Below are 19,082 nucleotides of genomic sequence, written 5' to 3'. Positions count from 1 at the left end.
CTGGTTCCAGGCAAGTGGCCCCTTATGACTCGTTAGTCACCTAAGCAGTATACCACTGCGGCACCTCGCCGCAGAATGCCCAGTTGAATAAGACCTTTGCACATGTGTCTCGCCCGACGGGATTGCGCTACTCTCGGGGATGCACACTGCCTAACCACAAGATGGAGTCCAGCATGGGATACCAAAAGATCCAGGTGCCAGCCAGCGGTGACAAAATTACCGTCAATGCCGATATGTCGCTGAACGTTCCGAACAATCCGATCATCCCGTTCATCGAGGGTGACGGTATCGGCGTCGATATTTCCCCGGTGATGATCAAGGTCGTCGACGCTGCCGTCGAAAAAGCCTATGGCGGCGCCCGCAAGATCTCCTGGATGGAAGTTTACGCCGGTGAGAAGGCCACTCAGGTTTACGATCAGGACACCTGGCTGCCGAAAGAAACCCTCGAGGCCGTACGTGATTACGTGGTCTCGATCAAAGGCCCGTTGACCACGCCTGTTGGCGGCGGCATTCGTTCGCTGAACGTGGCCTTGCGTCAGGAGCTCGACCTCTATGTCTGCCTGCGTCCGGTGCGCTGGTTCGAGGGCGTACCCAGCCCGGTGAAAAAGCCGGGTGATGTGGACATGGTGATCTTCCGCGAGAACTCCGAAGACATCTATGCCGGCGTGGAGTGGAAGGCCGGCAGCCCCGAGGCCGAGAAGGTCATCAAGTTCCTCACCGAGGAAATGGGCGTCAAGAAGATCCGCTTCACCGACATGTGCGGTATCGGCATCAAGCCGGTTTCCGAGGCAGGCACCAAGCGCCTGGTGCGCAAGGCCCTGCAGTACGCAGTGGACAACGACCGCAGCTCGGTGACCCTGGTGCACAAGGGCAACATCATGAAGTTCACCGAGGGTGCCTTCAAGGAATGGGGTTACGAGATCGCTCGCGAGGAGTTCGGCGCCGAGCTGCTCGATGGCGGCCCCTGGATGCAGTTCAAGAACCCGCGTACCGGCAAGAACATCGTGGTCAAGGACGTGATCGCCGATGCCATGCTGCAGCAGATCCTGCTGCGTCCGGCCGAGTACGACGTGATCGCCACCCTCAACCTCAACGGTGACTACCTCTCCGACGCACTGGCGGCCGAAGTCGGTGGCATCGGTATCGCGCCCGGCGCCAACCTGTCCGATTCGGTGGCCATGTTCGAGGCTACTCACGGTACCGCGCCGAAGTATGCCGGTCAGGACAAGGTCAACCCGGGCTCGGTCATTCTCTCTGCGGAGATGATGCTGCGCCACATGGGCTGGAGCGAGGCGGCCGATCTGATCATCAAGGGCACCAACGGCGCCATCGCCGCCAAGACCGTGACCTATGACTTCGAGCGTCTGATGGAGGGAGCGAAACTGATGTCCTGCTCCGAATTCGGCGATGCGATGATCAGCCACATGTGATCGGCAGATCGGTTCAGAGCGTGAAAAAAAGGCCGGTCACATGACCGGCCTTTTCATGGCGACTTGCCAGGGTACTCAGACTTCGACAGTGCTCGCGATATTTTGCGCCTGGGGTACGGCCGCTGGGGCGTCCTGGGTGGCGGTAACCGCGCTGATATTGACCGCATGCAGTCCTTTGGGGCCTTGCACGATCTCGAAGCGGACCGGCTGGCCGGCCTTGAGTGTTTTATAACCGTCCATCTGGATGGCCGAGTAGTGGGCGAACAGGTCCTCATCTCGGCCATCGGCCAGGATGAATCCATAGCCCTTGGCGTTGTTGAACCACTTGACCTTACCACTGAGCATGCTGATATCCCTCTGCAAAGGACTCCATCTCTGGAGTATCATCCACTTCGATTCCGCGCGATAACCGACCAGGCTGGGCGAAGGCGTGGAACCCCGGATACCCACCAATGGGTATTCATTGTTTGTAACACCCTTTTGCCGATAGTCAAGGCTATACGGCGGACGGCTGAGAACTCAGTCAAACTCCCTCTAGCATCCCTGTTCGTCCGGCCCCGAACCTCTGATTCCAGCATGCATGCAAGTAGCCAGATTCGACTAACATTCAATCAGGATCACCCGGCAGAGCATGAGGACGACTCGTCCGGTATCGCTGTCCAGGAATCCAAGCCAGCATTGCAGGCACCACCGATGTACAAGGTGGTCTTATTCAATGACGACTACACCCCGATGGATTTTGTCGTCGAAGTGCTTGAAACCTTTTTCGGCATGAACCGGGAGCTGGCGACCAAGATCATGCTGACCGTCCATACAGAAGGACGTGCGGTATGTGGCGTGTATACCCGCGATATTGCGGAGACCAAGGCAATGCAGGTCAACCAGTACGCGCGGGAGAGTCAGCATCCGCTACTCTGTGAAATAGAGAAGGACGGTTAACGCCGGCCACTTGGGTATGAGGTGAAGCTATGTTGAATCGAGAGCTCGAAGTCACCCTCAATCTGGCTTTCAAGGAGGCCCGTGCCAAACGTCATGAATTCATGACGGTCGAGCATCTGCTGCTCGCCTTGCTGGATAACGAAGCTGCGGCCAGTGTACTGCGGGCCTGCGGGGCCAATCTCGACAAGCTGCGCCATGATCTGCAGGAGTTCATCGACTCCACCACGCCACTGATTCCGCAGCACGACGAGGAGCGCGAAACCCAGCCGACCCTGGGCTTCCAGCGCGTGCTGCAGCGTGCAGTGTTCCACGTGCAGAGTTCCGGCAAGCGTGAAGTGACCGGCGCCAACGTGCTGGTGGCGATCTTCAGCGAGCAGGAAAGTCAGGCCGTGTTCCTGCTCAAGCAGCAGAGCGTGGCCCGTATCGACGTGGTCAACTACATCGCTCACGGTATTTCCAAGGTCCCTGGCCATGGCGATCAGCATGAGCACGACCAGGACATGCAGGACGAGGAGGGTGGCGAGTCGTCCACCTCCGGCAACCCGCTGGATGCCTACGCCAGCAACCTCAACGAGCTGGCGCGCCAGGGGCGTATCGATCCGCTGGTCGGTCGCGAGCATGAGGTCGAGCGCGTAGCGCAGATTCTCGCCCGTCGGCGCAAGAACAACCCGCTGCTGGTGGGTGAGGCCGGTGTCGGCAAGACCGCCATCGCCGAGGGCCTGGCCAAGCGTATCGTCGACGAGCAGGTGCCCGATCTGCTGGCCGACAGCGTGGTCTATTCCCTGGACCTTGGTGCGCTGCTGGCCGGGACCAAGTACCGCGGCGACTTCGAGAAGCGCTTCAAGGCGCTGCTCAATGAGCTGCGCAAGCGTCCGCATGCCATTCTGTTCATCGACGAGATCCACACCATCATCGGTGCCGGTGCTGCATCGGGTGGGGTAATGGATGCCTCCAACCTGCTCAAGCCGATGCTGTCCTCTGGCGAGATTCGCTGCATCGGTTCCACCACCTTCCAGGAATTTCGCGGCATCTTCGAGAAGGATCGCGCTTTGGCGCGGCGCTTCCAGAAGGTCGACGTGGTCGAACCGTCTGTGGAGGACACCGTCGGCATCCTCAAGGGGCTCAAGGCGCGTTTCGAGCAGCATCACCATATCGAGTACAGCGATGAGGCCCTGCGCGCCGCGGCCGAGCTGGCTGCGCGCTACATCAACGACCGGCATATGCCGGACAAGGCCATCGACGTGATCGACGAAGCCGGCGCCTATCAGCGCCTGCAGCCGGAAGACAAGCGTGTGCCGCGCATCGACGTGGCGCAGGTCGAGGACATCGTCGCCAAGATCGCGCGGATTCCGCCGAAGCATGTGTCCAGCTCCGACAAGGAGCTGCTGCGCAACCTCGAGCGTGATCTCAAGCTCACCGTGTTCGGTCAGGATGCCGCCATCGATTCGCTGGCCACCGCGATCAAGCTGTCGCGCGCCGGGCTCAAGGCGCCGGACAAGCCGGTCGGCTCCTTCCTCTTCGCCGGTCCCACCGGCGTGGGCAAGACCGAGGCGGCTCGTCAGTTGGCCAAGGCGATGGGCATCGAGCTGGTGCGCTTCGACATGTCCGAGTACATGGAGCGGCATACCGTTTCCCGTCTGATCGGCGCGCCGCCTGGCTACGTCGGTTTCGATCAGGGCGGTCTGCTCACCGAGGCCATCACCAAGCAGCCGCACTGCGTGCTGCTGCTCGACGAGATCGAGAAGGCGCATCCGGAAGTCTTCAACCTGCTGCTGCAGGTGATGGACCACGGCACGCTGACTGACAACAACGGGCGCAAGGCGGACTTCCGCAACGTGATCCTTATCATGACCACCAACGCCGGTGCGGAAACCGCCTCGCGTGCGTCGATCGGCTTCACCCAGCAGGATCATTCCACCGATGCCATGGAAGTGATCAAGAAGAGCTTCACGCCGGAGTTCCGCAACCGTCTGGACACCATCATCCAGTTTGGTCGCCTCAGTCACGAGACGATCAAGAGCATCGTCGACAAGTTCCTCACCGAACTGCAGGCGCAGCTGGAAGACAAGCGTGTCACCCTGGAGGTCAGCGATGCGGCGCGCAGCTGGCTGGCCGAGCGTGGTTACGACGTGATGATGGGCGCCAGGCCGATGGCGCGTTTGATCCAGGACAAGATCAAGCGCCCTCTGGCAGAGGAAATCCTCTTCGGCGAGCTGGCCGAGCATGGCGGCGTGGTGCACATCGACATCAAGGATGGCGAGCCGAGCTTCGAGTACGAGACGACGGCGGAAGTCGCCTGATCGAAGGCAACACCAACGAAAACGCCCGGCAGTGCCGGGCGTTTTCGTTTGGTGCTTGGCTTAACGGGCGCGGTAGGTGATGCGGCCCTTGCTCAAGTCATAAGGTGTCAGCTCGACGCGCACCTTGTCACCAGTGAGAATGCGGATGTAGTTCTTGCGCATCTTGCCGGAGATGTGCGCGGTAACGACGTGCCCGTTTTCCAACTCCACGCGGAACATGGTGTTGGGCAGGGTGTCGACGACAGTGCCTTCCATTTCGAAGCTGTCTTCTTTCGACATGCAGTAAAGCCCTCGGTATCCAGGAAATGGCCCGGTGCAACTGGCGCCAGGCAAAAGCGGCGTGCATTGTGCCCGAAAACAGGAGGCTGCGCCAAGGGGCTTGGATTGTTCGGCTTGCCTTGAGGGCGCGCGTGATTAGGTCAGAAGCGTCCAGCGCTGATTGACGAACAGTTCGATGGGCCGGTACTGGGTCTTGTAGTTCATCTTGCGGCAGTTCTTGATCCAGTAACCAAGGTAGACGGCCCCCAGCCCCAGGCGCGCGGTCTCGCCGATCTGCCAGAGGATGGCGAAGCGCCCCAGGCTGCGGCGCTCTTCGGCCGGATCGTAGAAGGTGTAGACCGCCGAAAGACCGTTCGGCAGAACGTCGGTCACCGCGATGGCCACCAGGCGTCCCGCCAGGCGGAATTCATAGAAGCGCGAGAACGGCAGGTCGCGGACGAGGAAGGTGGAGAACTGGTCGCGGCTCGGTGGGTACATGTCGCCATCGGCGTGGCGCTGTTCTATGTAGCGCACGTAGAGGTCGTAATACTCCTCGGTGAAGGCGGGGCGCACGGGATGCACGCTGACGTCTTCGTTGCGCTTGAGAATGCGTCGCTGCTGGCGATTGGGTGTGAACAGGGCGGCCGGGATGCGTGCCGGAATGCAAGCCGTGCACTGCTGGCAGTGTGGGCGGTAGAGGTGGTCGCCGCTGCGGCGAAAGCCCATTTCCGAAAGCTCGGCATAGACCAGCACGTCCATGGGCTGACTGGGGTCGAGAAACAGGGTGGTGGCCTGCTCCGCGGGCAGATAGCTGCATGGATGTGGCTGAGTGGCATAGAACTTCAGGCGGGCCAGCTCGGTCATGGCGGTGTCTCGGGAAAGCCTGATAAAGAGTGTAAGCCAGGCTTGCTCGATCGACTAGGCGAGCCAGTCGGCTCGGCTGGGCAGGTCGAGATGGCGCTGCAGATAGTCGGCGAACGTCGCGCGGGGTATGGCCCTGGCGCCGAAGCTGTGCAGGTGCTGGGTGGGCATCTGGCAATCGATGAGCACGAAGCCCCATTCCTGCAGCTTGCCGACCAGCGTGGCAAAACCCACCTTGGAAGCATTGTCGGCGCGGCTGAACATGGATTCGCCGAAGAACAGCTGGCCGATGGCCAGGCCATAGAGGCCGCCCACCAGTTGCTCGTCCTGCCAGACCTCGACCGAGTGAGCGATGCCGCGCTGGTGCAGCTGCCTATAGGCTTCCTGCATGCCGCGGGTGATCCAAGTGCCGTCGGCATAAGCGCGCGGTGCAGCGCAGGCAGCGATGACGGCGGCGAAGTCCTGATCGAAGGTGACGCGATAGCGCTGTTGGCGCAGCAGTTTGGCCAGGCTGCGAGATATGTGGAGTTCCTGCGGGAACAGTACGGTGCGCGGGTCGGGTGACCACCAGAGAATTGGCTGGCCGTCCTGAAACCAGGGAAAGCAGCCATGGCGATAGGCGCTGATCAGGCGTTCGGCGCTCAGGTCGCCGCCGGCCGCCAGCAGGCCATTGGGTTCGCGCATGGCCTTGGCCAGTGGCGGGAACTGAAAAGAATCACGTTGCAGCCAGGTCAGCATGCGCGGTTGTCCAGCGGGGCGGGGGAGGGCGAGCGCAGTGGCTCGCCCTGGTGCTTCAGTTGTTGTCGAGGAACTTCTCGACATCCAGCGCGGCCATGCAGCCGGCGCCGGCCGAGGTGATGGCCTGGCGGTAGACGTGGTCGGCCACGTCGCCGGCGGCGAATACGCCCTCGATGCTGGTGGCGGTGGCATTGCCTTCGCTGCCGCCCTTGATCTTCAGGTAGCCGTCATGCATGTCCAGCTGACCGACGAACAGCTCGGTATTGGGCTTGTGGCCGATGGCGATGAACACGCCGGCCAGCGCCAGTTCCTTGGTGCTGCCGTCGAGGGTGCTTTTCAGGCGCACACCGGTCACGCCGCTCTGGTCGCCCAGCACTTCGTCCAGGGTGTGGTTCCAGTGCAGGCGCATGTTGCCGTTCTCGACCTTGTCGAACAGCTTGTCCTGCAGAATCTTTTCCGAGCGCAGCTTGTCGCGGCGGTGCACCAAGTGCACTTCCTTGGCGATGTTCGACAGATAAAGCGCTTCTTCAACGGCGGTGTTGCCGCCACCGATCACGGCGACCACCTGGTTGCGATAGAAGAAGCCATCGCAGGTGGCGCAGGCGGAAACGCCCTTGCCGGAGAAGGCTTCTTCCGACGGCAGGCCGAGGTACTGGGCGCTGGCGCCGGTGGCGATGATCAGTGCGTCGCAGCTGTAGGTGCCGCTATCGCCCTTGAGCACGAAAGGGCGGCTCTGCAACTCGGCGGTGTGGATATGGTCGTAGATGATCTCGGTGTCGAAGCGCTCGGCGTGCTTCTGCATGCGCTCCATCAATGCCGGGCCGGTGAGGCCTTCGACGTCACCCGGCCAGTTGTCCACTTCGGTGGTGGTGGTGAGCTGCCCGCCGGGCTGGATGCCGGTGATGACCACAGGCTTGAGGTTGGCGCGCGCGGCATAAACGGCGGCGCTGTAGCCCGCTGGGCCGGAGCCCAGGATGATCAGGCGGGAATGCTTGACTTCGCTCATAAAAAAACCCCATAAGCCTTTGTCACAAAAGAGAATGCGTGCTCCAATTGAGCCGCATGGAAGCTGCTGGCGGCTATGCTACACCGAAGCAGGGTGGGTGCGGGAGCTTGGCAATTGGCCTAGTCGTCAGGCTGGCCCTACAATATCCGCCTTTGCGGTTAACCATCAGATGGACGCGCCCAGGGCGCAGGAAATGGCTGTTTTGAAGAATTCCACCACCCAGATTACCGACTGGCGTCAGAAGCTTCAGTATCGACTGAAGGAAGGCGCATTGATCGCCCTGGGCGCGATGTGCCTGTATCTGCTGATGGCGCTGTTGACCTACAACGCTGCCGATCCGGCCTGGGACAATAGCGTCCAGGTCGAGCGCATCATCAATGCCGGTGGCAGCATCGGCGCCTGGCTGTCCAGCGCGTTGTTCGGTGCCCTGGGGTATTTCGCCTACATTTTCCCGCTGCTGCTGGGCATCAAGACCTGGCAGGTGTTCCGCACGCGTAATCAGCCCTGGCACTGGAACGGCTGGTTGTTTTCCTGGCACAGCATTGGCCTGGTATTCCTGATTCTCTCGGGCGCCGCTCTGGGCGACATTCATTTCGGCGCAGCCGCCGGCATGCAGGGCTCCGGCGGCGGCATGCTCGGCGCCAGTCTCGGTGACCTGGCCGTGCATGCGCTGAACGTGCAGGGCAGCACGTTGCTGTTCCTGGCTCTGTTTCTGTTCGGCCTGACCGTTTTCACCGATCTGTCCTGGTTCCGCGTGATGGACCTGACGGGCAAGATCACCCTCGACCTGATCGAGCTGATTCATGGCGCCATCACCGGCTGGTGGAACGCCCGCAGCGAGCGCAAGCAGATGGTTGCGCAGCTTCGCGAGCTGGATGACCGCGTCATCGAGGTCGCCGCACCGGTGGTGTCGGATCGTCGTGAGCAGGCCAAGGTCAAGGAGCGCCTGATCGAGCGCGAAGAGTCCCTGAGCAAGCACATGAGCGAGCGCGAGAAGCGTCCCGCGCCGGTGATCACCCCGCCGGCACCGCCGAAGGCGGCCGAGCCGAGCAAGCGCGTGCTGAAGGAAAAACAGGCGCCACTGTTCGTCGACACCGCCATCGAAGGCAGCCTGCCGCCGATTTCCATCCTCGATGCCGCCGAGAAGAAGCAGAAGCAGTTCTCCCCCGAGTCGCTGGAGGCCATGTCGCGCCTGCTGGAGATCAAGCTCAAGGAGTTCGGTGTCGACGTGGTGGTCGAGTCGGTCCATCCCGGCCCGGTGATTACCCGTTTCGAGATTCAGCCCGCCGCCGGCGTCAAGGTCAGCCGCATTTCCAACCTGGCCAAGGACCTTGCGCGCTCGATGGCCATGGTCAGCGTGCGCGTGGTCGAAGTGATTCCCGGCAAGACCACCGTGGGCATCGAGGTGCCCAACGAGGACCGGCAGATCGTGCGCTTCTCCGAGGTGCTGTCCTCGAGCGAATACGACGACGCCAAATCGCCGGTCACCTTGGCCCTGGGTCACGATATTGGCGGGCGCCCGGTGATTGCCGATCTGGCCAAGATGCCGCACCTGCTGGTGGCCGGTACCACCGGTTCCGGTAAGTCGGTGGGCGTCAATGCGATGATCCTGTCGGTGCTGTTCAAGTCCACGCCGGAAGAGGCGCGGATGATCATGATCGACCCGAAGATGCTGGAACTGTCGATCTATGAAGGCATTCCGCACCTGCTGTGCCCGGTGGTCACCGACATGAAGGAGGCGGCCAACGCGCTGCGCTGGTCGGTCGCCGAGATGGAGCGCCGTTACAAGCTGATGGCGGCCATGGGGGTGCGTAACCTGGCGGGCTTCAACCGCAAGGTGAAGGATGCCATCGAGGCCGGTACGCCGTTGCATGATCCGCTCTACAAGCGCGAGTCGATGGACGATGAGCCGCCGCACCTGAAAACGCTGCCGACCATCGTCGTGGTCGTCGACGAATTCGCCGACATGATGATGATCGTCGGCAAGAAGGTCGAAGAACTGATCGCGCGTATCGCGCAGAAGGCGCGTGCCGCCGGCATCCACCTGATTCTCGCCACCCAGCGTCCGTCGGTGGACGTGATCACCGGCCTGATCAAGGCCAACATCCCCACCCGCATGGCGTTCCAGGTGTCGAGCAAGATCGACTCGCGCACCATTCTCGACCAGGGCGGTGCCGAACAGCTGCTCGGCCACGGCGATATGCTCTACCTGCCGCCGGGTACCGGTCTGCCGATTCGTGTGCATGGCGCCTTCGTCTCCGATGACGAAGTGCATCGCGTGGTCGAGGCCTGGAAGCAGCGCGGTGCGCCGGATTACATCGAGGACATTCTCGCCGGTGTCGAGGAAAGCGGCAGCGGCTTCGAAGGTGGCGGCGGTGGCGAAGGCGGCGAGGGCAGCGAGGAAGACCCGCTGTACGACGAGGCCGTCAACTTCGTTCTGGAAAGCCGCCGTGCCTCCATTTCCGCGGTACAGCGCAAGCTGAAGATCGGCTACAACCGCGCCGCGCGAATGATCGAGGCGATGGAGATGGCTGGTGTGGTCAGTTCGATGAATACCAACGGCTCGCGCGAGGTACTCGCGCCCGGTTCATCACGTGACTGAGTGTTGCGCGTCGCGGATGAACGGCTGAATTCGCGGTCTACAGGATTCACGGCGGCTCAGGTGCTGCCGAGCAGTGCGAGGTACGGAGTCGCCTCGCCATTCTCATACGACTCAAGGGGTTTATATGCGTGTTATTCGCCTGCTGATGCTGGCTGCTCTGAGTTTTACCCTGCTGACCGCCCAGGCCGACGAAGAGGCGGCCACCAAGCGCCTGACCGAGCTGCTCAGCCAGGCGCAGACCATCAGCGCGCGTTTCTCCCAACTGACCCTCGACGCCAGCGGCACGCAGCTGCAGGAGACCGCCGGGCAACTGGTGCTCAAGCGTCCGGGCCTGTTCCGCTGGCACACCGATGAGCCCATGGAGCAGCTGCTGGTCTCCAACGGCCAGAAGGTCTGGCTGTACGACCCGGACCTGGAGCAGGTGACCATCCAGAGCCTCGATCAGCGCCTGACTCATACGCCGGCGCTGCTGCTGTCCGGCGACGTGTCGCAGATTCGCGAGAACTTCGAGATCGACTACAAGGAAGGCGGCAGCGTGGTCGACTTCATCCTCAAGCCCAAGGCCAAGGACAGCCTGTTCGACAGCCTGCGCCTGTCGTTCCGCAATCGCATGCTCAACGACATGCAACTGATCGACAGCATCGGCCAGCGCACCAACATCCTGTTCCTCAATGTGAAGATGAACGAGCCGGTGGAAGACCATCTGTTCACCTTCGACATTCCGGAAGGCGCAGACGTCATCCAGGAGTAAGCCGTGGATCTGTTCGGCCGCCAACCCGTCGCGCAGCCTCTGGCTGCGCGTTTGCGTGCCACCAGCCTGGACGAGTACGTCGGGCAGGAGCACGTGCTGGCGCCGGGCAAGCCGCTGCGTGAGGCGCTGGAGCAGGGCGCGCTGCATTCGATGATCTTCTGGGGGCCGCCCGGCGTGGGCAAGACCACCCTGGCGCGCCTGCTGGCCAAGGTCACCGATGCGCATTTCGAGACCATCTCGGCCGTGCTTTCGGGGGTCAAGGAGATTCGCCAGGCCGTCGAGGTCGCCCAGCAGCACGCCGCCCAGTACGGTCGGCGCACCATCCTCTTCGTCGACGAGGTGCACCGCTTCAACAAGAGTCAGCAGGACGCCTTTCTGCCCTATGTGGAAGACGGCACGCTGATCTTCATCGGCGCCACCACGGAAAACCCCTCGTTCGAACTGAACAACGCGCTGCTGTCGCGCGCCCGCGTCTATGTGCTGAAAAGCCTGGACGAGGCGGCGATGCGCAAGCTGGTCAATCGCGCCTTGACCGATCCGAAAGGCCTGGGCGAGCGCCATCTCAGCCTGCCGGACGAGGCCTTTCAGATCCTTCTGGCTGCCGCGGATGGCGACGGCCGTCGTTTGCTCAACTTCCTCGAGAATGCCGCCGACCTGGCCGAGGACGGTGGCGAAATCGGCGTCGAGCTGCTGCAGAACCTGCTGGGCGACAGCCGCCGCCGCTTCGACAAGGGCGGTGAGGCGTTCTATGACCAGATTTCCGCCCTGCACAAGTCGGTACGCGGTTCCAATCCGGACGGCGCGCTGTACTGGTACGCACGCATGCTCGATGGCGGCTGCGACCCGCTCTATATCGCCCGGCGCGTGGTGCGCATGGCCAGCGAGGACATCGGCAACGCCGACCCGCGCGCCCTGACCCTGTGCCTCAACGCCTGGGATGTGCAGGAGCGTCTGGGCAGCCCCGAGGGCGAGCTGGCGGTGGCTCAGGCCATTGTCTATCTGGCCTGCGCGCCGAAGAGCAACGCGTTGTACATGGCCTTCAAGGCGGCCATGCGCGATGCCGCCGAGCAGGGCTCGCAGGAGGTGCCGCTGCACCTGCGCAATGCGCCGACCAAGCTGATGAAGCAGCTTGGCTATGGTGAGGAGTACCGCTACGCCCATGACGAGCCGGATGCCTACGCCGCTGGCGAGGACTACTTTCCCGAAGCCCTGGAGCCGCGCCAGTACTACGTTCCGGTGCCGCGCGGCCTGGAGCTGAAGATTCGCGACAAACTGCAGCACCTGCGCAATCTGGACGCCAGCAGCCCGAGGCAGAGAAGAAAATGATGATCCGCGTTGCACTCGCCGTGGCCGCAGGGGGCGCGGCAGGCTCCGTCATGCGCTTTCTGCTGGCGAGCTGGGTCGCTGCCAACTGGCCACGGCACTTCTACCTGGGAACCTTCGCCGCGAACATCATTGGCTGCCTGTTGATTGGCCTGTTATCCGGCCTGTTCCTGGCCCGCAGCGATCTGCCTCTGGAGCTGCGTACCGGCCTGATTACCGGTGTGCTGGGCGGTTTCACCACCTTTTCGTCCTTCAGTCTGGAAATCATCAAGCTGATGGAAGGCGGGCGCGCCGTGGAAGCCTTCTGCTATCTGGCATTCAGCATCCTTGGCGGTCTGCTGGCGGCCTGGGCAGGACTGACCCTGGCTCGATTGGCATCCTGACCCGCTAAGGCTTTACACTCCACAACCCGCGCCACACTGCTGGCCATCACCATTTCGTCGTTGTCCTGAGACCCGAACATGCTCGATTCCAAACTTGTCCGCACGCAACTCACCGAAATCGCCGAGCGCCTCGCTACCCGTGGCTTCGCCCTCGACGTCGCCCGCTTCGAGGCCCTGGAGAGTCAGCGCAAGTCGGTGCAGGTGCGCACCGAGCAACTGCAGGCCGAGCGTAACAGCCGTTCCAAGTCGATCGGCCAGGCCAAGGCGCGCGGTGAGGACATCGCACCGCTGCTGGCGGAAGTCGATCAGATGGGCAGCGATCTGGAAGCCGGCAAGCGCGAGCTGGACGCCATCCAGAACGAGCTGGACAACCTGCTGCTGAACATCCCCAACCTGCCGCACGAGTCCGTGCCGGTCGGCGCGGATGAGGACGGCAACGTCGAGGTGGCGCGCTGGGGCACCCCGCGCAGCTTCGATTTCGAAATCAAGGATCACGTCGCCCTCGGCGAGCAGCACGGCTGGCTGGACTTCGAGACCGCCGCCAAACTGTCCGGCGCGCGTTTCGCTCTGCTGCGCGGCCCCATCGCCCGCCTGCATCGCGCCCTGGCGCAGTTCATGATCAACCTGCACACCGGCGAACACGGCTACGAAGAGGCCTACACACCGTATCTGGTGCAGGCCCCGGCACTGCAGGGCACCGGCCAGCTGCCGAAGTTCGAGGAAGACCTGTTCAAGATCCGTCGTGAAGACCAGGCCGATCTGTACCTGATCCCGACTGCCGAAGTCTCGCTGACCAATATCGTCGCCGGTGAAATTCTCGATGCCAAGCAGCTGCCGCTGAAGTTCGTCGCCCATACCCCGTGCTTCCGCAGCGAGGCGGGCGCCTCCGGTCGCGACACCCGCGGCATGATCCGCCAGCACCAGTTCGACAAGGTGGAGATGGTGCAGATCGTCGAGCCGTCCGAGTCCTTCGAGGCGCTGGAGGGTATGACTGCCAACGCCGAGCGTGTGCTGCAACTGCTCGAGCTGCCGTACCGCAAGCTGGCGCTGTGCACCGGCGACATGGGCTTCTCCGCGGTGAAGACCTACGACCTGGAAGTCTGGGTGCCGAGCCAGGACAAGTACCGCGAGATTTCCTCCTGCTCCAACTGTGGCGACTTCCAGGCGCGCCGCATGCAGGCGCGTTACCGCAACCCGGAAACCGGCAAGCCGGAGCTGGTGCACACCCTCAACGGCTCCGGCCTGGCGGTGGGTCGTACCCTGGTGGCCGTGCTGGAGAACTACCAGCAGGCCGACGGCAGCATCCGCGTGCCCGAGGTGCTCAAGCCCTATATGGGCGGTATCGAGGTGATCGGCTAAGCCGGTGATCGCGGTGCAGAATACGGGGTGGCAATGGCCGCCCCGTTTTTGGCCTGGCGATGATCGCCGCGCGTAGGGTGCGCCGTGCGTACCAAGGCCCTCCATCGTAGGTTGGTGCGCGCGGCGCACCCTACGGACGTCCTCCTGCGAGGCTGATTGATGCAATTCCTTCCGCTGTTCCACAAGCTGCAGGGTCGCCCGGTACTGGTTATCGGCGGTGGCGAGGTCGCGCTGCGCAAGGCGCGCCTGCTGAGCGATGCCGGCGCGCGTCTGCGCGTCGTTGCGCCGGAGATTCGCAGCGAGTTGCAAGAACTGGCCGGGGCCGACGGCATTTGCCTGCGCGGCTATGCCAGCAGCGATCTGCAGGGCGTTGCCCTGGTCATCGCCGCCACCGATGACGAGCCGCTCAACGCACGTATTTCTGCCGAGGCTCAGGCGCAGGGCATTCCGGTCAACGTGGTGGACGCGCCGGCACTGTGCAGCGTGATCTTCCCGGCCATCGTCGATCGCTCGCCGCTGATCGTCGCGGTCAGCAGCGGCGGCGATGCGCCGGTGCTGGCCAGGCTGATCCGCGCCAAGATCGAAACCTGGATTCCGGCCACCTATGGCCAGCTGGCCAACCTGGGCAAGCGCTTCCGTGATCGGGTCAAGCAGCTGTTTCCCGACGTACAGCAACGTCGGGTGTTCTGGGAGGACGTCTTTCAGGGGCAGATCGCCGAGAGCGTGTTTGCCGGCAAGCCGGAAGAGGGCGAGCGCCTGCTGGAGGAACGTCTGGCCGGTGCGGCGCCACGTGCGCTGGGCGAGGTCTATCTGGTCGGCGCCGGCCCGGGCGATCCCGATCTGCTGACCTTTCGCGCCCTGCGCCTGATGCAGCAAGCCGATGTGGTGCTCTACGACCGCCTGGTGGCGCCGGCCATCATCGAGCTGTGCCGGCGCGATGCCGAGCGCATCTACGTCGGCAAGCGCCGCGCCGATCATGCCGTACCGCAGGAGCAGATCAACCAGCTGCTGATCGACCTGGCGCGTCAGGGCAAGCGCGTGCTGCGCCTGAAAGGGGGCGATCCGTTCATCTTCGGCCGCGGTGGCGAAGAGATCGAGCAGCTGGCCGCCGAGGATATTCCGTTCCAAGTGGTGCCGGGTATTACCGCGGCCTCCGGTTGCGCGGCCTATGCCGGGATTCCGCTGACCCATCGCGATCATGCGCAGTCGGTGCGTTTCGTCACCGGTCACCTCAAGGACGGCAGCAGCAACCTGCCCTGGAAGGATCTGGTGGCGCCTGGGCAGACGCTGGTGTTCTACATGGGCCTGGTCGGGTTATCCGGCATCTGCGAGCAATTGATCGCGCACGGCCGCTCGCGTGCAACGCCCGCGGCGCTGGTGCAGCAGGGCACCACGCAGAATCAGCGGGTCTTCACCGGCACCCTGGAAACCCTGCCGCAGCTGCTAGCGCAGCACGAAGTGCATGCGCCCACCCTGGTGATAGTCGGAGAAGTAGTCACCCTGCGGGACAAGCTGGCCTGGTTCGAAGGCGCTCAGGGCAGCCTCTGACGCATCACGACGGAAGCCTCTTGCGAGGCTTCCGTCATCGCTATCAACGCTTGAATACACCCTTGCCCGGCAGGCGCTGGCGGTCATGCGCGCGGGTGAAATCCTGCTGCGGCCCCTTGGGGATCACCCCGGTCGGGTTGATGGTGGCGTGGCTGGCGTAGTAGTGCGATTTGATATGGGTGAAGTCCACCGTCTCGGCGATCCCCGGCCACTGATACAGCTCGCGCAGCCAGTTGGACAGGTTCGGATAGTCCTCGATGCGCCGCAGGTTGCACTTGAAGTGGCCGTGGTAGACGGCGTCGAAGCGGATCAGCGTGGTGAACAGGCGGATGTCGGCCTCGGTCAGGTATTCACCGGCCAGATAGCGATTGCTGTCCAAAAGTGCTTCCAGCTCATCGAGCATGGCGAACAGCTCGTCGAAGGCTTCTTCGTAGGCTTCCTGGGTGGTGGCGAAGCCGGCGCGGTAGACGCCATTGTTCACCGCTGGGTAGATACGCTCGTTGAGCTGGTCGATACGTTCGCGTAGCGGCTCTGGGTAGAAGTCCAGGTCATTGCCGGTCAGGCCGTCGAAGGCGCTGTTGAACATGCGGATGATTTCCGCCGACTCGTTGCTGACGATACCGCCGCTCTGTGTGTCCCAGAGTGTCGGCACGGTGACGCGGCCGCTGTAGTGGGGATCGTCGGCCGTGTAGCGCTGGTGCATGTAGCTGAGGTTGTCGAGACGGTCGCCACTGGAGCCGAAATTGCGGTCGAAGGTCCAGCCGTGCTCGCGCATCAGCCAACTGACCACGGATACGTCGATCAAGGATTCCAGACCCTTGAGCTTGCGCAGAATCAGGGTACGGTGAGCCCAGGGGCAGGCCAGCGAGACGTACAGGTGATAGCGCCCGGCTTCGGCCTTGAAACCGCCGTCGCCACTTGGGCCGGCGCTGCCGTCGGCGGTTACCCAGTTGCGGCGTTGTGCGCTTTCGCGCTGGAAGCGGCCACTGTCGCCGGTGTCATACCACTGGTCGTGCCAGCGTCCATCGATCAGCAAACCCATAACGCTTGCCTCCGTTCTTGAGTGAACCTGGAGTCTAGCGCTGTGAGCTCGATTAAAAGGTGGAAAAAGCTGGCTTAACCCATCGACTGGCTAGATTGAAAGCGTGCGTCCCAGCGCTGCCGGGCCTGTTCGAAAGCCTGCTCGCGCGGTATGCCCAGCCCTCGCAACGCGACGGCCATGGTGGCAACGACGGCCAGCTGGCCGTAGGCATCCTCGCGTTCGCCGCGCCAGAACGCGCTCAGGACGGTCGGGTCGAGCTGCTCCGGTTTGACGTGGCGCTGCGCCGAAAGCGCCGGCCATTCCTCGTCCCAGTCCTCGCCATCGCGGGTGCCGTACAGGTGGCAGGCCACGTCCGGGTTGACCTCGATCTCGCCGCCTTCGCCCTTGATGACGATGGCAGGGTCGCCGAGCAGGCGGCTGGCTTCGCGGTGCACGGCCTGGTAGCCAGGATGGAAGATGCTCTGCAGCCCGCAACTGGCCCCCAGCGGGTTGATGACGCGCGCCAGGGAGTGAATCGGCGAGCGCAGGCCCAGCGTGTTGCGCAGATCGATCATGCGTTGCAGTGCCGGCATCCAGTCGCCCAGGTAGCTGTAGGCCAGACCATGTCGATCGATTGCCGTTGCCACGCTCCGCCAGTCGCGGCAACAGGGGATATCCAGGGCGGTCAGCAGCTGCTCGCTATACAGGCGCCCGGTGGTATGCGCGCCACCGCCGTGCATGAAGATGCGCACGCCGCTGGCGGCCAGCGCCTTGGCCGCCAGCAGGTACCAGGGCAGGTGACGCTTCTTGCCGGCATAGCTGGGCCAGTCCAGATCGACCCTGATGCCGGGTGCGGCCAGTCGTGAGCGGATGGCTTCGGTAAAGCCGGCGAGCTCCTCCGCGCTTTCCTCCTTGTGCCGCAGCAGCATCAGGAAAGCGCCGAGCTGGGTGTCCTCGACCTTGCCGTCGAGCAGCAGGCCCATGGCTTCGCGGGCTTCCTCGCGGGTCAGGCCGCGGGCGCCGCGTTTGCCCTTGCCGAGAATGCGCACGAACTGGGCGAAGGGATGTTCGGCGGGCGTGATCAGGTTCATAGGCAGTTGGTCGGTTTCGGCAGGCCGGCGAGCTTGGCGGCGAGTTTGGCGGGCGTGCCCTTGAATAGGCGGTTGAGGTGCAGGCTGTTGCCCTTGTCCGGGCCGAGCTTGAGCGCCACGTACTTGATCAGGGGGCGATTGGCCGGCGACAACTGGAACTCATCGTAGAAGGCGCGCAGCAGGTCGAGAATTTCCCAGTGCTCGTCGCTCAGCTGCAGCTCTTCGGCGGCGGCCAGCGCTTCGGCAACCGGGTGTGACCAGTCCTGCAGATCGGCCAGGTAGCCATCCTTGTCCAGAGCGATTTCGCGTCCGGCGACGTTGAGCGTGCTCATAGCCAACTGTTGACCTTGGCGTAGCGGGTGCACAGCTCGACGAGCGCCGGGTAATCCACGGCGCTCACGCGCTCGGGCGCCTGCAGGCCGCGTGCGGCGAGGTCCTCGTCCAGGGCGTAGAGCGCGACGCTGGCGGGTATCAGCTGCAGCGCCTGCAGGTTGGCGGTGTCGGGCTGCAGGGCGTAGACCGCATCGCCGCTGAGCAGCAGCGCGTCGTTGGCACCGAGCAGGCGCAGGCAACTGGCCAGGCGGCTGTCGGCGAACGGCGAGTGGGAAAGGATATGCAGGGTGGCCATCAGAGGGTGATCACCTGGTCGTAACGATCGAGGAGGGCGGTCAGCGCGCTGTCGTCGAGGCGCTGTACCGAGATGTTCAGTTCGGCGGTATCAAGTCCGCGCTCGGCCAGGCTGCGCTGGCTGGCGTAAAGATCCTCCACGCCGAACATCGGCAGGGCCTGCAGATTGGCGCCGAGGTCCTTCTGCTGCAGATTGCCGGGCTGCTGGCGCGTGCTCAGCTGGAACACGCCATCGTCGAGAAACAGCATGCCGATGGGCAGGTCGAAGGCGCCGCCGGCCAAGGCGATGTCCAGTGCCTCGCGGGCGCCGGGGCCGCTCCAGGGCGCCTGGCGGCTGATGATCAACAGCGACTTGCTCATTCAGTGGCCTCCGAAGCAGATCAGGCGGTCGGCCTGTTGCGCCGCTTCATGCAATTGGCCGAGGCCGGAAAGCTCCCAAGGGGCCTGCAGATTGGCCGCCGGGCGGGTATAGCGCTGCGCCTCTTCGGCGTTGAGTACGCCACGCCGCAGGGCGGCAGCGATGCACACCACGGCATCGAGCCCATTGGTCGTGACGAATTCGCGCCACTCTCGGGGCAGGTCCAGCTCGTCCTGCGGGCTCACGACATTGCTGGCAGCGCTGTGCACGCCGTCCTGGTAGAAGAACAGCCGAACGATCTCGTGGCCGCCGTCCAGCGCCGCCTGGGCAAAACGCAGCGCGCGTCGCGAGGCAGGCAGATGAGGAGCAGCGAACAGGGCGATGGCAAATTTCATGGGGCGTCCGGCGAGGCAAAACTGGGGCAATGATAAGGCCAGGGTGTCCGGCAAACAAAGAATCACTGCAGCGAGGCAAAGCAGGCGGGCAA

General features: G+C 63.3%; 20 protein-coding genes. 9 read left to right on the top strand and 11 right to left on the bottom strand.

Going from position 1 to position 19,082, the window contains the following annotated elements:
* Nucleotides 1–173: 173 nt before the first annotated feature.
* Nucleotides 174–1,430, top strand: coding sequence for an NADP-dependent isocitrate dehydrogenase (gene icd / locus N7333_RS04255; protein ID WP_003240658.1), 1,257 nt, complete (start codon nucleotides 174–176; stop codon nucleotides 1,428–1,430).
* A 75-nt stretch (nucleotides 1,431–1,505) separates the two neighbouring features.
* Here the strand turns inward: icd and cspD are convergent, their stop codons facing one another.
* On the bottom strand, nucleotides 1,506–1,775 hold the full coding sequence (cspD, locus tag N7333_RS04250) for a cold shock domain-containing protein CspD (protein WP_012018715.1): 270 nt from the start codon (nucleotides 1,773–1,775) through the stop codon (nucleotides 1,506–1,508).
* Nucleotides 1,776–2,006: 231 nt separating this feature from the next.
* Between cspD and clpS the strand changes: the two genes are divergently transcribed.
* Together clpS and clpA are read left to right on the top strand one after the other, a co-directional pair.
* Entirely contained in the window at nucleotides 2,007–2,369 is a 363-nt protein-coding gene (gene clpS / locus N7333_RS04245) for an ATP-dependent Clp protease adapter ClpS (protein WP_003240656.1), read from the top strand.
* A 29-nt stretch (nucleotides 2,370–2,398) separates the two neighbouring features.
* Complete coding sequence (clpA, locus tag N7333_RS04240) at nucleotides 2,399–4,669, top strand: ATP-dependent Clp protease ATP-binding subunit ClpA (RefSeq protein ID WP_012018714.1); 2,271 nt, start codon at nucleotides 2,399–2,401, stop codon at nucleotides 4,667–4,669.
* Between the two features lie 60 nt (nucleotides 4,670–4,729).
* Here clpA and infA read toward each other — a convergent pair whose 3' ends face one another.
* The 4 genes from infA to trxB all read right to left on the bottom strand — a co-directional run bounded on the left by infA (nucleotide 4,730) and on the right by trxB (nucleotide 7,532).
* Nucleotides 4,730–4,948, bottom strand: a complete 219-nt coding sequence (infA, locus tag N7333_RS04235) for a translation initiation factor IF-1 (RefSeq protein WP_002553999.1) — start codon at nucleotides 4,946–4,948, stop codon at nucleotides 4,730–4,732.
* 135 nt (nucleotides 4,949–5,083) lie between these two features.
* Nucleotides 5,084–5,791, bottom strand: coding sequence for an arginyltransferase (locus N7333_RS04230; protein ID WP_012018713.1), 708 nt, complete (start codon nucleotides 5,789–5,791; stop codon nucleotides 5,084–5,086).
* Nucleotides 5,792–5,845: 54 nt separating this feature from the next.
* Complete coding sequence (gene aat / locus N7333_RS04225) at nucleotides 5,846–6,526, bottom strand: leucyl/phenylalanyl-tRNA--protein transferase (protein WP_129484223.1); 681 nt, start codon at nucleotides 6,524–6,526, stop codon at nucleotides 5,846–5,848.
* A gap of 55 nt (nucleotides 6,527–6,581) precedes the next feature.
* Nucleotides 6,582–7,532: a thioredoxin-disulfide reductase gene (gene trxB, locus N7333_RS04220; RefSeq protein WP_003240652.1), complete on the bottom strand. Its 951-nt coding sequence runs from the start codon at nucleotides 7,530–7,532 to the stop codon at nucleotides 6,582–6,584.
* A gap of 169 nt (nucleotides 7,533–7,701) precedes the next feature.
* Here trxB and ftsK point away from each other — a divergent pair, with 169 nt between their 5' ends.
* The 6 genes from ftsK (at nucleotide 7,702) to cysG (ending at nucleotide 15,498) form a co-directional block, all read left to right on the top strand.
* Complete coding sequence (ftsK, locus tag N7333_RS04215; protein ID WP_080518504.1) at nucleotides 7,702–10,134, top strand: DNA translocase FtsK; 2,433 nt, start codon at nucleotides 7,702–7,704, stop codon at nucleotides 10,132–10,134.
* Between the two features lie 124 nt (nucleotides 10,135–10,258).
* Entirely contained in the window at nucleotides 10,259–10,885 is a 627-nt protein-coding gene (gene lolA / locus N7333_RS04210) for an outer membrane lipoprotein chaperone LolA (protein WP_003240650.1), read from the top strand.
* 3 nt (nucleotides 10,886–10,888) lie between these two features.
* Nucleotides 10,889–12,211 (top strand): replication-associated recombination protein A, encoded by a 1,323-nt coding sequence (locus tag N7333_RS04205; RefSeq protein WP_129482609.1) that lies wholly within the window; start codon nucleotides 10,889–10,891, stop codon nucleotides 12,209–12,211.
* Nucleotides 12,211–12,591 (top strand): fluoride efflux transporter CrcB, encoded by a 381-nt coding sequence (crcB, locus tag N7333_RS04200; protein WP_129482776.1) that lies wholly within the window; start codon nucleotides 12,211–12,213, stop codon nucleotides 12,589–12,591. Before N7333_RS04205 ends, crcB begins: the two co-directional genes overlap by 1 nt.
* A 78-nt stretch (nucleotides 12,592–12,669) precedes the next feature.
* Nucleotides 12,670–13,950: a serine--tRNA ligase gene (serS, locus tag N7333_RS04195; protein ID WP_129482610.1), complete on the top strand. Its 1,281-nt coding sequence runs from the start codon at nucleotides 12,670–12,672 to the stop codon at nucleotides 13,948–13,950.
* A 159-nt stretch (nucleotides 13,951–14,109) separates the two neighbouring features.
* A complete protein-coding gene (cysG, locus tag N7333_RS04190) occupies nucleotides 14,110–15,498 on the top strand; it encodes a siroheme synthase CysG (protein WP_129482611.1) in 1,389 nt (462 codons plus the stop codon).
* A gap of 43 nt (nucleotides 15,499–15,541) precedes the next feature.
* On the opposite strand, the gene N7333_RS04185 is transcribed toward cysG, so the two are convergent.
* From N7333_RS04185 to tusD, 6 genes are all read right to left on the bottom strand, one after another.
* Nucleotides 15,542–16,540, bottom strand: a complete 999-nt coding sequence (locus tag N7333_RS04185) for a glutathione S-transferase family protein (protein WP_129482612.1) — start codon at nucleotides 16,538–16,540, stop codon at nucleotides 15,542–15,544.
* A 74-nt stretch (nucleotides 16,541–16,614) separates the two neighbouring features.
* Complete coding sequence (locus N7333_RS04180) at nucleotides 16,615–17,610, bottom strand: glycosyl transferase family protein (RefSeq protein ID WP_129482613.1); 996 nt, start codon at nucleotides 17,608–17,610, stop codon at nucleotides 16,615–16,617.
* A complete protein-coding gene (locus N7333_RS04175; protein WP_003240638.1) occupies nucleotides 17,607–17,942 on the bottom strand; it encodes a TusE/DsrC/DsvC family sulfur relay protein in 336 nt (111 codons plus the stop codon). Before N7333_RS04175 ends, N7333_RS04180 begins: the two co-directional genes overlap by 4 nt.
* Nucleotides 17,939–18,238, bottom strand: coding sequence for a sulfurtransferase complex subunit TusB (tusB, locus tag N7333_RS04170; RefSeq protein WP_129482614.1), 300 nt, complete (start codon nucleotides 18,236–18,238; stop codon nucleotides 17,939–17,941). Before tusB ends, N7333_RS04175 begins: the two co-directional genes overlap by 4 nt.
* Complete coding sequence (gene tusC / locus N7333_RS04165) at nucleotides 18,238–18,597, bottom strand: sulfurtransferase complex subunit TusC (RefSeq protein ID WP_129482615.1); 360 nt, start codon at nucleotides 18,595–18,597, stop codon at nucleotides 18,238–18,240. Before tusC ends, tusB begins: the two co-directional genes overlap by 1 nt.
* On the bottom strand, nucleotides 18,598–18,990 hold the full coding sequence (tusD, locus tag N7333_RS04160) for a sulfurtransferase complex subunit TusD (RefSeq protein ID WP_003240631.1): 393 nt from the start codon (nucleotides 18,988–18,990) through the stop codon (nucleotides 18,598–18,600).
* Between the last annotated feature and the right edge of the window lie 92 nt (nucleotides 18,991–19,082).

The organism is Pseudomonas sp. GD04158, from assembly GCF_029834875.1.
GTDB lineage: Bacteria > Pseudomonadota > Gammaproteobacteria > Pseudomonadales > Pseudomonadaceae > Aquipseudomonas > Aquipseudomonas hydrolytica.
The sequence above is the reverse complement of the archived record's forward strand: the minus strand, read 5'-3'. Positions and strand labels throughout refer to the sequence as shown.